Annotated in this window: 12 protein-coding genes; 3 read left to right on the top strand and 9 right to left on the bottom strand. The window is 71.5% G+C overall.

All coding sequences use genetic code 11. The annotated features are described in order from the left end of the window. Positions 1–47 precede the first annotated feature (47 nt). Genes N5I75_RS24145 through afsQ1 form a run of 3 tightly spaced genes read right to left on the bottom strand, consistent with a single transcriptional unit; the run spans position 48 to position 2,916 of the window. Positions 48–650 (bottom strand): hypothetical protein, encoded by a 603-nt coding sequence (locus N5I75_RS24145; RefSeq protein WP_476680492.1) that lies wholly within the window; start codon positions 648–650, stop codon positions 48–50. Next, positions 647–2,242 (bottom strand): ATP-binding protein, encoded by a 1,596-nt coding sequence (locus N5I75_RS24140; protein WP_476680491.1) that lies wholly within the window; start codon positions 2,240–2,242, stop codon positions 647–649. Before N5I75_RS24140 ends, N5I75_RS24145 begins: the two co-directional genes overlap by 4 nt. Continuing rightward, positions 2,239–2,916, bottom strand: a complete 678-nt coding sequence (gene afsQ1 / locus N5I75_RS24135; protein WP_161300939.1) for a two-component system response regulator AfsQ1 — start codon at positions 2,914–2,916, stop codon at positions 2,239–2,241. The genes N5I75_RS24140 and afsQ1 overlap by 4 nt, the downstream gene beginning before the upstream one ends. Before the next feature lie 216 nt (positions 2,917–3,132). Between afsQ1 and N5I75_RS24130 the strand changes: the two genes are divergently transcribed. After that, positions 3,133–3,891: a SigE family RNA polymerase sigma factor gene (locus N5I75_RS24130; RefSeq protein ID WP_476680724.1), complete on the top strand. Its 759-nt coding sequence runs from the start codon at positions 3,133–3,135 to the stop codon at positions 3,889–3,891. A 203-nt stretch (positions 3,892–4,094) separates the two neighbouring features. On the opposite strand, the gene N5I75_RS24125 is transcribed toward N5I75_RS24130, so the two are convergent. Next, entirely contained in the window at positions 4,095–4,730 is a 636-nt protein-coding gene (locus tag N5I75_RS24125; RefSeq protein WP_476680490.1) for a uridine kinase family protein, read from the bottom strand. Positions 4,731–4,889: 159 nt separating this feature from the next. On the opposite strand from N5I75_RS24125, the gene N5I75_RS24120 reads away from it, so the two are divergent. Then, positions 4,890–5,297: a hypothetical protein gene (locus tag N5I75_RS24120; RefSeq protein WP_476680488.1), complete on the top strand. Its 408-nt coding sequence runs from the start codon at positions 4,890–4,892 to the stop codon at positions 5,295–5,297. Here the strand turns inward: N5I75_RS24120 and N5I75_RS24115 are convergent. Next, entirely contained in the window at positions 5,244–6,734 is a 1,491-nt protein-coding gene (locus N5I75_RS24115) for a DHA2 family efflux MFS transporter permease subunit (RefSeq protein ID WP_476680486.1), read from the bottom strand. The two genes, N5I75_RS24120 and N5I75_RS24115, sit on opposite strands and share 54 nt — an antisense overlap. A 36-nt stretch (positions 6,735–6,770) precedes the next feature. Further along, positions 6,771–7,367, bottom strand: a complete 597-nt coding sequence (locus tag N5I75_RS24110; protein ID WP_476680484.1) for an NADPH-dependent FMN reductase — start codon at positions 7,365–7,367, stop codon at positions 6,771–6,773. A 136-nt stretch (positions 7,368–7,503) separates the two neighbouring features. Here N5I75_RS24110 and N5I75_RS24105 point away from each other — a divergent pair, with 136 nt between their 5' ends. Further along, positions 7,504–8,253, top strand: a complete 750-nt coding sequence (locus N5I75_RS24105) for a TetR/AcrR family transcriptional regulator (protein ID WP_476680482.1) — start codon at positions 7,504–7,506, stop codon at positions 8,251–8,253. Positions 8,254–8,335: 82 nt separating this feature from the next. Here N5I75_RS24105 and N5I75_RS24100 read toward each other — a convergent pair whose 3' ends face one another. The 3 genes from N5I75_RS24100 to deoC are packed head-to-tail and all read right to left on the bottom strand — an operon-like array spanning position 8,336 to position 11,646. Continuing rightward, positions 8,336–9,226, bottom strand: a complete 891-nt coding sequence (locus N5I75_RS24100; protein ID WP_476680722.1) for an aldehyde dehydrogenase family protein — start codon at positions 9,224–9,226, stop codon at positions 8,336–8,338. A gap of 1 nt (position 9,227) precedes the next feature. Continuing rightward, complete coding sequence (locus N5I75_RS24095) at positions 9,228–10,664, bottom strand: aldehyde dehydrogenase family protein (RefSeq protein WP_476680720.1); 1,437 nt, start codon at positions 10,662–10,664, stop codon at positions 9,228–9,230. A 22-nt stretch (positions 10,665–10,686) separates the two neighbouring features. Further along, on the bottom strand, positions 10,687–11,646 hold the full coding sequence (deoC, locus tag N5I75_RS24090) for a deoxyribose-phosphate aldolase (RefSeq protein WP_476680480.1): 960 nt from the start codon (positions 11,644–11,646) through the stop codon (positions 10,687–10,689). Positions 11,647–12,100: the final 454 nt, after the last annotated feature.

The raw sequence follows: 12,100 nt of genomic DNA, 5'->3' as shown, positions 1-12,100 counted from the left end.
CGGTTCCGGGGACCCCACGATGAGCTGGGTCACGTCGCGGGGTGCGCTCAGCCGACCGTCTCGGCCGGGGCGGGCGCTATCCCCGGCCGGGCCTTGACCGCGTCCGTGCACTCGTAGCCGCGCAGCGGGTCGTCGCCGGGGCCGCCGAGGGCCACGTGGTCCTCGCCGTCCATGGCCACCTTGCTGTTCGCGAACGTACACACGATCTGGGCCAGGGCGTACGGCGACAGGTCGTCCGGCGGCACGTTCAGGCGCAGCGCGTCGGCGGGGTCGCCCTCGCGCGGGCCCGAGACCTTGGTGTGCGAGCCGACGTCCGTGGTGTACCCGGCCTGCTTCTCCTTCGCCGACAGCGGCTCGGCCAGCTGCGCCAGGAGCTCCTGGGCGACACCGACCCGGTCGGAGGTCCGGTCGTGCGGCACCGTGACCGTCCGGTCGACGGTCACGAGCTGGGACGTGCAGACGAGGTAGACCTGCACCCCGAACTCGCCCGCCGCCTGCGCCCGCACCCCCTCCGCACGGGACATCGCGCAGCCCACACGCGTGGGCGCCGCGCCGAACTCGGTGGGCACCTCCGTGGGGCGGATCCCGCAGCCGGCGAGCACCACCGCCGTGAGCCCGAGCAGCCCCCACAGCCGTCCCCGCAGCCTCATGTGACGACCCCGCCTTCCTGCGCGTTACCGGCGTCCTCTGTGTCTTCCGCGCCGTCTTCGTCCCCTGGGCCGCTCGCGTCCGCGTCCGCCGGGAGGCGCAGCGTGAACACGGCGCCGCCGTCGGGATGGTTGGCGGCGGTGATCTCGCCGCCGTGGACGTGGGCGTTCTCCAGGGCGATGGAGAGCCCGAGGCCGCTCCCCTCGGACCGGGGCCGGGAGGCGCTCGCCTTGTAGAACCGGTCGAAGACGTGCGGCAGGACGTCCTCGGGGATGCCGGGCCCGTGGTCCCGTACGGCGATGACGAGGTCGCCGCCCTCGCCCGGCTCGGTCCGCACCGAGACGTTCACCGGGGAGCCGCCGTGCTTGAGCGCGTTGCCGATGAGGTTGGCGAGGATGACGTCGAGGCGGCGCGGGTCGAGCCGGACGAGGTTGCCGCGCTCGGCGTCCAGCTCGACGGCGTCCAGCCAGGCGCGGGCGTCGATACAGGCGGTGATCTGGTCGGCGATGTCGACGGTGTCGAGAACGAGCTTGGCGGTGCCCGCGTCGAAGCGGGTGACCTCCATCAGATTCTCGACCAGGTCGTTCAGGCGCCGGGTCTCGCTGACGACCAGGCGGACGGCCGGCTCGATCATGGGATCGACGGAGCCCGTCTCGGCGTCCAGCTCCTCCTCGAGGACCTCGGTGACGGCGGTGATCGCGGTCAGCGGTGTCCGCAGCTCGTGCGACATGTCGGCGACGAACCGGCGCGAGGACTCGTCCCGCGCACTCATGTCCGCGACCTTCTTCTCCAGGTTCTCCGCCGCATTGTTGAACGTCCGGGACAGCTCGGCCAGCTCGTCCGTGCCGGAGACGCGCAGCCTGGTGTCGAGCTTGCCCTCGCCGAGCCTGCGCGCGGCCACGCCGAGCCGGTGCACCGGCTTGAGCACGGTCGTCGCCGCGGCCTGCGCGAGCAGCGCGGAGCCGATCAGCGCGAGCGCGGTCGCGATCCCGAGCGACCAGGCCAGCGAGTTCAGGTCCTTGGCCTCCGGTTCGAGCGACTTCAGCATGTAGCCGGTCGGCCCGCCGTTCACCTGCGCGCCGCCCACCAGGTACGGGGTGTCGCCGCGCGTGATCCGCTGCCAGTACAGGTGGTACGGGTGCTTGTTGTTGTCGGTGACCGGCTGCTTCTTGTCGACCGCCGCCCGCAGCGAGCGCGGCACGTCGGCGACCGTGAACGCGTCGAGGTCCGAATTGCCCACCACGCGGCGGCCGTTCTCGTCCGTGTCGATGAGCAGCACGCTGAAGTGCTGGCTGCTGTCGGCCATCAGGTTCGCCGCGTGCTGCAGCTCGCCCTGCGTCGGGTGCTCGGGCAGCACGGCCGCCCGGTTCTGCATCTCCTGCTCGAAGTCGCTGAGCGCCGCGTCCTGCGTCCGTGTCAGGACGGCCTCGCGGTTGAGCCAGTACGCGATCCCGGACGCGGAGACGGCGGCCGTCAGGGCGACGAGCGCGAACACCACCACGAGCCGCAGCCGCAGGCTCGTGAAGCGCAGCCCTGCCGGTATCGCCTTCTTCGCCGCGGTCAGGCCGTGGGACGTGTCGTGCGGATCGGTCACTGAGGCGAGTCCAGCCGGTAGCCCACGCCGCGCACGGTACGGATCAGCGTCGGGGAGGACGGCACGTCCTCGACCTTGGCGCGCAGCCGCTGCACACAGGCGTCCACGAGCCGCGAGTCGCCCAGGTAGTCGTGCTCCCACACCAGACGCAGGAGCTGCTGCCGGGAGAGCGCCTGCCCGGGCCGCCGGCTCAGTTCGAGCAGCAGCCGCAGCTCGGTCGGGGTGAGCTGGAGGTCCTCGCCGTTCTTCGTGACGGTCATCGCGGCGCGGTCGATCACCAGCGAACCGAACGACGCCGCGTCGTTGGCCTCCCGCTCACCACGGCGGAGCACCGCGCGGATACGGGCGTCGAGGACCCGGCCCTGGACGGGCTTGACCACGTAGTCGTCGGCCCCCGACTCCAGGCCCACCACCACGTCGATGTCGTCGCTGCGCGCCGTGAGCAGGATGATCGGCAGCTGGTCCGTGCGCCGGATGCGGCGGCACACCTCGAACCCGTCGATGCCGGGCAGCATCACGTCGAGGACGATCAGATCGGGCCGCTGCTCGCGCAACAGCTTCAGACCGTCCTCGCCGGTGGCAGCGGTGGCCACCCGGTGACCCTGGCGCGTCAGTGACAGCTCCAGGGCCGTGCGGATGGCGTCGTCGTCCTCGATCAGCAACAGGGAAGGCACAGCCGCCATTCTGGCCCATGACAGGCCTTTAGTTCGACCGGGTGCGGGCGTCCCACACCCGACCCGCACAGCCCGGACCCCTGTGACAGGTCTGTGACAGTCGAAGGACACCGCCATGAAGTCGCCCCGGCAAGCTTTTGGACATCGCACAGCAAGACGCGATGGTGCAAGGACCGAATGACGGACGTAACCGGACTCCACGACGGGGGGCGCGCGATGAACACGCTGCACAGCACCACATCAACCGCAGTTGTCACGCGCCTGCACGACCTGGGCCGCGGCGAGCGTCATGAGAAGTCCGGTGCCGTGAGCGGGCGGGGGTGCGCTCGCGGCGCCGGGCGTCAGCACACCGTGTACATGACGGTGGTTGACGCGCCGGAGACGGTGACCGAAGGGGTCGCTCACGGGGGAGCCGCGTACAGGGAGGCATCGGGGGAACGGCGTACATCGCTGTCGGAGGCCGAGTTCACGGCCTACGTGCAGGAACGCCGCGCCTCCCTGTACGCAACCGCCTACCACCTGACCGGCGACCGGTTCGAGGCCGAGGACCTGCTGCAGAGCGCCCTGTTCTCGACGTACCGCGCCTGGGACCGGATCAGCGACAAGGCCGCGGTCGGGGGTTACCTGCGCCGCACCATGACCAACCTGCACATCAGCGCGTGGCGCCGCCGCAAGCTCAACGAGTATCCGACCGAGGAGCTGCCGGAGACGGCCGGCGACACGGACGCGATGCGCGGCACCGAGCTGCGGGCCGTTCTCTGGCAGGCGCTCGCCCGCCTGCCCGAACTGCAGCGGACCATGCTGGTGCTGCGCTACTACGAGGGCCGTACCGACCCGGAGATCGCCGAGATCCTGGACATCAGCGTCGGCACGGTGAAGTCGAGCATCTGGCGGTCGCTGCGGCGGCTGCGGGATGACGAGGTCCTGAGTTTTGGTCGGGACCAGGAGGAGAGCTTCGGGGAGCTTGTCGCCTGAGGCGCTTCTTCGGGGGGTAACGGGGGCCCCGCTTGGGGGAGCGGGGTGTTGGGGGGGAACAGGCGGGACCAGAGGGCCGGGGGGCCTTGCTGGTCCCGTCGCCTTTTGCGGGCCCGTGCGCCCTCGCGCCGTAGGGCTTGCGGCTTCCACGCGGGTGCGGGTTGTTCGTGGTTGCTCGCGCAGTTCCCCGCGCCCCTAGGGGGTTATGACGTCGCCCGTGCTTTTGCTCTGCGGCCCGCCGCTGCTGCTGTCAGGCGGGTCAGGGCCTCCTTCTTGTCGCAGGCGTGGGCGCCCAGGGAGACGTGGCGGGCCACTATGCCCTTCTCCTCGCGCATCAGGCGCCAGCCCCGGCGGAGGAGGAACGGGACTGATTTGCGGCCCTCCTTCAGGTCGCGCAGGAGGCGGCGGCGAAACGTCGTCGAGGGGCGGCCGCGCAGGCAGAGGGCGTCGGCCAGGACACCGAGGTCGCGGCACCGTTCGACGATGTCCGCCGCGAAGATGCCCTCCGCGATGAAGAGGGGCGTGCGCTCGATGTCGAGCGCCTTCTCGCCCACCCGTGCGCTGGTGGCCAGGGAGTAGACGGGGACGTTGGTACGTCCCTTCTCGCACAGCTCGACGATCGCGGCGAGCGCCGCCTCCGTGTCCCAGGACCCTGTCGCGTCCCAGTCGATGTCCGACGTCCCGGGCACCAGCGGCAGGGTCGGGTCGTCGGCCTCCTTGTAGAAGTCGTCGAGACAGAGCACGGGAAGCCCGGAGCGGGCGGCGAACGACGACTTGCCGGAGCCGGAGGGCCCTGCGAGCAGGACGACCCGGGTCGGTATCGGAGGATGCGAACTCACGAGAGAACAGTGTGCGGCATGGAGGCGTCGGGGCCGAGTCCGCGTGGTGATGATGTGGCAGGCGACACGTTCAACTACTCTTCGTGGTTCTGTGGTGACGCAGAAGCGATTGTGCGGACGTTCCGCAGTTCCGGACCGAGAGGCTCAGGCGGAGAGATCATGGCTCGACACGCAGCCCGCAAGATTCCGATGACGACCAACGGCACCCGGCGCGCCCTGCTGCGCGCCGGGCTGACCGTGACCGCCGCCGGAGCGGTGGTCGGGGCGGGCGCCGTGACCGCGAGCGCCGCGCCCGCCCCCGACACCGGCAGCAGCGTGGGCTCGCCCGTGCAGGCCGCCGGCCAGGCGCTGACCGCCTCGACCACGCACGCGCTCGGGCCCCTCACGAAGCTGCAGCTCGACCCACTGGCGGGCACGGGCGCCGACCCGCTGGACAACGCGATCGGCGCGCAGCTCGCCGACTTCAAGCCGGTCAGCACGGCCGCGCTCACCCGCCCGATCACGTCGGGCAGTTCACTCTCCGAGCTGCCGCTCGTCGGCGCCGTGGTGGGCGGGCTGCCGGGCTGACGCCTTCTCGGGGGGCGGTGCGGTGCGCGTCCGCAGGGGTGTCTCGCGCACCGCCCACGCGACAGTGAACGCCACCGCGCACAGCGCCGCCGTGCCGAGCGCCACCCCGTGCAGCCCCTCGACGACGCTCGACCGGAACACCGCCGGTCCCGCGCCCTCCCGCACCCGCCCCGCGAAGACCGAGCCGAGCACGGCGACCCCGAGCGAACCGCCGACCGTCCGCAGCAGCGTCTGCGTGCCACTCGCCGCCCCGATGTCGCGGGGCTCCGCGCTGTTCATGGTGATCAGCAGCGCGGGCTGCATCAGACAGCCGAGCCCGGCGCCGAGGGGCAGGGTCAGGGCCGACGCCGCCCACACGGCCGTCCCGGTGTCCAGCAGGAGCAGGGCGAGGGCGCCCGCCGTGGCCAGCGCGCCGCCCGCGATCGGAAAGCGGCGGTAGGTCCCGCCCGCCCCCACCCGGCGGCCGATGAGCAGTTGGGCCGCCATCATGCCGAGCATCAGCGGGAGCAGCAGCAGCCCGCTCTCCGTCGCCGAGCGGCCCCGGACGAGCTGCATGTACTGCGGCAGGAAACTGGCGGCGGCGAGCATGGCGGCGCCCGAGGTGAAGCTCAGCACCTGCGCGAGGGTGAAGTTCCGGTCCCGGAACAGGCGCGGCGGGATCACCGGCTCGGCCGCGCGCCGCTCGGCCCGGACGAACGCCGCGAGCGCCGCCGCCGAGACCAGGCCGAGCCCGATGATCTGCGGTGACGTCCACGCGTACGTCGTACCCGCCCAGCTCGCGAGGAGGGTCAGGGCGAGGATCGTGGCGGTGAGCAGGGCGGCGCCCGCGAGGTCGATACGGGCCTTGACGCGTTCCGTGCGGACATGGACGCCCGCCCCGATGACGGCCAGCGCGACGGCGCCGACGGGCAGGTTCACGTAGAAGACCCAGCGCCAGTCCAGCTGGTCGGTGAGGAGGCCGCCGAGCAGCGGGCCGCCGATCATGGCGCCGGGCAGCAGAACGCCCATCAGCGACTGCGCGCGGGCCGCTTCCCCCGGGGTGAGCAGCGTCCCGATGAGCGCGAGCGCGCCCACGAAGAGACCGCCCGCGCCGATCCCCTGCACGGCACGGAAGGCGACCAACTGCCCCATGTCCTGCGCCAGTCCGCACAGCGCGGAGCCGGTGAGGAAGAGGGCGATGGAGGCGAGGTAGCTGCCCTTGCGGCCGTAGAGGTCGCCGACCTTGCCCCACAGGGGCGTGGAGACGGCGGCGGTCAGCAGATAGGCCGTCACCACCCAGGACAGATGCGCGAGGCCCCCCAGGTCCTCGACGATGACCGGCAGGGCCGTGCCGACGATGGTGCCGTCGAGCGTGGCGAGGACGATGCCGAGCAGCAGCCCGGCGATCACGGGCCGGGACGGTGCGGCGGGCTCTCCTCGTTCCGTACGTGTACGCATGCCTCCCCCTTCGGGCGGTACGTGGGTGACGAAGTGTCAGGCCGGGTACGGCCGGCTCTCCTTGGCGTCCCGCAGGGCGTGCGCCCACCAGGTGAGCTGGTCGAGCATCGCCTTCGCGGCCGTGTCCACCGCCGGGTCGTCGACGCGGCCGTCCGCCGCGAAGGCCCCGAAGGCGTTGTGGAAGCTGACGGTGTTGCGGATGGTCATGGCGTTCAGCTCGGCCATGACGACGCGGAGGTGCTCGACCGCGCGCAGGCCGCCCGACAGGCCGCCGTACGAGACGAACGCGACCGGCTTGCCGTGCCACTGCTCGTTGTGCCAGTCGACGGCGTTCTTCAGGGCGGCCGGATAGCTGTGGTTGTACTCGGGCGTGACGAAGACGAACGCGTCGGCGGCGGCGAGGCGCGGCGAGACCAGCGACAGCGCCTCCGTCGTCCCGGGCGGCGGCTCCTGGCCGAAGGCCGGCAGGACGGTGGGCAGCGGCGTCTCGGCGAGGTCGACGACATCGGCGCGCACGTCCTCGCGCTGCCCGAGGTGGCCGGTCAGCCACTTGGTGACGACGGGCGCGAAGCGGCCCTCGCGGGTGGAACCGACGAGGACGGCGACGCGCAGCGGTGTGCTGCTGCTGGACATGGTGGACCCCCTGGGAAGTGATGAGCGCCGACAAGGATGTGTACGACGTATATCCCGCGTACAACGTACACATCGACGTGTACGCCGTCTACTGTGGATACGCTGTACGCAACCGTGGGAGCGAGAGGGGCGGGCCGTGACGGCACCGAAGGACAAGGGCGGCAAAGACGAGAGCCGGCTGGTCGAGCCCTCGCTCTGGGAGCGGCTCGAACGGCCCGCACCCACCCAGCGCGCCTCGCTGACCCTCGACCGGATCGCCGAGGCGGCCGTGGAGCTGGCGGACGAGGAGGGTGCCGCCGCCGTCACCATGCGGCGCCTCGCCGCGAAGCTCGGGGTCGCTCCCATGGCCGCATACCGGCACGTGTCCGGCAAGGACGACCTGTGGGCGCTCATGTTCGACCGGGTCTCGGCCCGGCTCACGGTGGCCGACGACGTGACGGACTGGCGTGAGGTGCTGCGCTCCTTCGCCCTGCAGACCCGGGAGATGATGCTGCGCCATCCCTGGCTCGGCCAGGTGCCGGCGCCGCTCATCCAGCTCACCCCGGCGCGGATGGCCGTAGCGGAACGGCAGTTGCGGGCGCTGGCCGGCCGCGATCTGGACGCCGACTCGATGATGGCCGCGTTCCGCGCGGTCGGCGCGTTCGTGCACGGCGCGGCACAGTCGGAGATCGCCCTGCGCGAGTACAAGCGGGAGCACGGCTGGCAGAGCGGCGCCGAGACCCGCCAGGCGCTCGCGCCGCAGATGAACTACCTGATGGGAACCGGCCGCTACCCCACCTACAAGAAGTACGCGCTGTCCGCGACGCGCAAGGACGACCCGGGCTGGGAGTTCGAGTTCGGTCTCGACTGCGTCCTGGACGGGATCGCGCAGCGCCTCGGGATCTGAGCGCTTGCCCTGGTGCGGGCAGGGGTGAGGCCCCGGCCCCTCCTGGACGGAGGAGGAGCCGGGGCCTCAAGTGCGCACGTGGCTAGTACGAGGAGCCGGACGCGCCCAGCGAACCCGTGGGGTGCCAGACCGTCTTGGTCTCCAGGAACTGCGTGAGGCGGTCCGTGCCCGGGTCCGCCGTGAAGTCCTCCACAGGCTGGGGACGACGGACGCGCTTCAGGTTGTCGGCGGCCGCGATCTCCAGCTCCTTGGCGAGGGCCGCGTCGGCGCCGGTGAGGTCGATGCCGTTGACGTCCTGGTGCGCGGCGAGCGCCGGGGCGATCTCCGCCGCCTTGCCGGAAAGGAGGTTCACGACGCCGCCCGGCAGGTCGGAGGTGGCGAGCACCTCGCCGAGGGAGAGCGCCGGGAGCGGCGCCTTCTCGGAGGTGATCACGACCGCCGTGTTGCCCGACGCGATGACCGGGGCGATCACCGAGACGAGGCCGAGGAAGGACGACTCCTGCGGGGCGAGGATCGTGACGACGCCGGACGGCTCCGGCGTGGAGAGGTTGAAGAACGGCCCGGCCACCGGGTTGGCGCCGCCCACGATCTGGCCGATCTTGTCGGTCCAGCCCGCGTACCAGACCCAGCGGTCGATCGCCGCGTCGACGACCGCGGCGGCCTTGGACTTGCCCAGGCCCTCCGCCTCGGCGACCTCGCGCACGAACTGGTCGCGGCGGCCCTCCAGCATCTCGGCGACGCGGTAGAGGACCTGGCCGCGGTTGTACGCGGTCGCGCCCGACCAGGCACCGAACGCCTTGCGGGCGGCGACGACGGCGTCACGGCCGTCCTTGCGGGACGAGCGCGGGGCGTTCGCCAGCCACGAGCCGTTCTTCGCGTCGGTCACTTCGTACACCCGGCCGCTCTCGGAACGCGGGAACTTCCCGCCCACGTACAGCTTGTAGGTCTTGAGGACACGCAGACGGTCGGACATCTCAGACATCGAGGTACGCCTCCAGGCCGTGACGGCCGCCTTCGCGGCCGAAGCCCGACTCCTTGTAACCGCCGAACGGCGAGGTCGGGTCGAACTTGTTGAACGTGTTGGCCCAGACGACGCCCGCCCGCAGCTTGTTGGCGACGGCCAGGATGCGCGAACCCTTCTCGGTCCAGATGCCCGCCGAGAGCCCGTACTGCGTGTTGTTGGCCTTGGCGACGGCCTCCTCCGGCGTGCGGAAGGAGAGCACGGACAGGACCGGGCCGAAGATCTCGTCGCGGGCGACGGTGTGCGCCTGCGTGACGCCCGTGAACAGCGTCGGCGCGAACCAGTAGCCGGACGACGGCAGCTCGCACGGCGCCGACCAGCGCTCGGCGCCCTCGGCCTCGCCCGTCTCGGCGAGCGCCGTGATGCGGGCGAGCTGCTCGGCGGAGTTGATCGCGCCGATGTCGGTGTTCTTGTCGAGGGGGTCGCCGAGGCGCAGGGTGGTGAGGCGCCGCTTCAGGCTGTCGAGCAGCTCGTCCTGGATCGACTCCTGGACGAGGAGGCGCGAGCCCGCGCAGCAGACCTGGCCCTGGTTGAAGAAGATGCCGGTGACGATGCCCTCGACGGCCTGGTCGATCGGGGCGTCGTCGAAGACGATGTTGGCGCCCTTGCCGCCCAGTTCGAGGGTGACCTTCTTGTCCGTCCCCGCGACCGTACGGGCGATCTGCTTGCCGACGGCCGTGGAGCCGGTGAAGGCCACCTTGTTCACGTCGGGGTGCGCGACCAGCGCGGCACCGGCGTCGCCGTACCCGGGCAGGATGTTGACGACGCCCTTGGGCAGGCCCGCCTGGCGGCAGATGTCCGCGAAGAACAGGGCGGACAGCGGCGTCGTCTCGGCGGGCTTGAGGACCACCGTGTTGCCGGTGGCGAGCGCCGGGGCGATCTTCCACGCCAGCATGAGCAGCGGGAAGTTCCACGGGATGACCTGGCCCGCGACGCCGAGCGCCTTGGGGTTCGGTCCGTAGCCCGCGTGGCCGAGCTTGTCGGCCCAGCCCGCGTAGTAGAAGAAGTGCGCGGCCACGAGGGGGAGGTCGGCGTCCCTCGTCTCCTTGATGGGCTTTCCGTTGTCCAGCGTCTCCAGGACGGCCAGCTCGCGTGAGCGCTCCTGGATGATCCGGGCGATGCGGAACAGGTACTTGCCGCGCTCCGCGCCCGGCAGCGCCGACCAGGTGGTGAACGCCTTGCGCGCGGCCTGCACGGCCCGCTCGACGTCGGCCTCACCGGCCTGCGCGACCTCGGAGAGCACCTCCTCGGTGGAGGGCGAGACGGTCTTGAAGACCTTGCCGTCGGCGGCCTCGGCGAACTCGCCGTCGATGAAGAGCCCGTAGGACGGGGCGATGTCGACGACGGAACGCGACTCGGGTGCGGGCGCGTACGCGAAGGCGTTGGTCATGGGTGAGTTGCTCATGTCGGGATCAGTCCACCGTCACGTAGTCGGGACCGGAGTAGCGGCCGGTTGCCAGCTTCTGGCGCTGCATCAGCAGGTCGCTCAGGAGGCTGGAGGCGCCGAACCGGAACCAGTGGTTGTCGAGCCAGTCCGCGCCCACGGTCTCGTTCACGATCACGAGGAACTTGACGGCGTCCTTCGAGGTGCGGATGCCGCCGGCGGGCTTCACGCCGATCTGGACGCCGGTGGCGGCGCGGAAGTCGCGGACCGCCTCCAGCATCAGCAGCGTGTTGGCGGGGGTGGCGTTGACCCCCACCTTGCCGGTCGAGGTCTTGATGAAGTCCGCTCCCGCCAGCATGCCGATCCAGCTCGCGCGGCGGATGTTGTCGTACGTCGACAGCTCGCCGGTCTCGAAGATGACCTTCAGCCGTGCGGACCCGGAGGCCTCCTTCACGGCGCGGATCTCCTCGTAGACCTTCATGTACTTGCCGGCGAGGAAGGCGCCGCGGTCGATGACCATGTCGATCTCGTCGGCGCCCGCGGCGACGGCCTCGCGGACGTCACCGAGCTTCACGTCGAGCGCGGCGCGGCCCGCCGGGAAGGCGGTGGCGACGGAGGCGACCTTCACGTCCGTGCCGGCCACGGCCTCCTTCGCCGTCGCGACCATGTCGGGGTAGACGCAGACGGCGGCGGTGCGCGGGGCGGTGCGGTCGGTCGGGTCCGGGTTGACGGCCTTCGCGCCGAGCGCCCGGACCTTGCCCGGGGTGTCGGCGCCCTCCAGGGTCGTCAGGTCGATCATCGAGATGGCCAGGTCGATGGCGTACGCCTTCGCCGTGGTCTTGATCGAACGGGTCCCGAGCGCGGCGGCGCGGCTCTCCAGACCCACCGCGTCGACGCCAGGCAGTCCCTGGAGGAATCGGCGCAGCGTGGCCTCGGAGGCGGTGGCGTGGGCCAGCGCGTGTTCTTTGGCGGGGGATGCAGTGGGCATGCTCACGAGCTGAGCATATCTACGCGCGTAGCAGATGTATAGGGCCCGGGGTCCCTTGACCCGCTGTATCCGTACCCGGCGCGCACGCCCAGCCCCGGGGCTCCGCCCCGGCCCCGCTCCTCAATCGCCGGAGGGGCTTGATATTGCCCCCCAGGGGCGCGGGGAACTGCGCGAGCAACCACGACGCACGCGCCACGGACGACGGCTGTCAGCCACCCCAGGGGCGCGGGGAACGGCGCGCTCAGCCACGACGCACGCGTCACTCGGCGACGGCGCCCGGCCGCGGGGCCCGAAGCGGCCCGTGCCCAGCGACTCCGCGGAGGGAGTCCCTGGCGGGACCAAGCGCAGCGTCAGGCAGAATCGGGGTATGAGCAAGCCTCCCCCCTCGAACCCCGACCGCATCTACCGGTCACCCGCCGGCGTCGCCGGAGGCGTCGTGCTGCTGGTCCTCGGG

The organism is Streptomyces sp. R818 (assembly GCF_056172735.1).
This window is presented reverse-complemented; position numbering and strand designations above follow the sequence as displayed.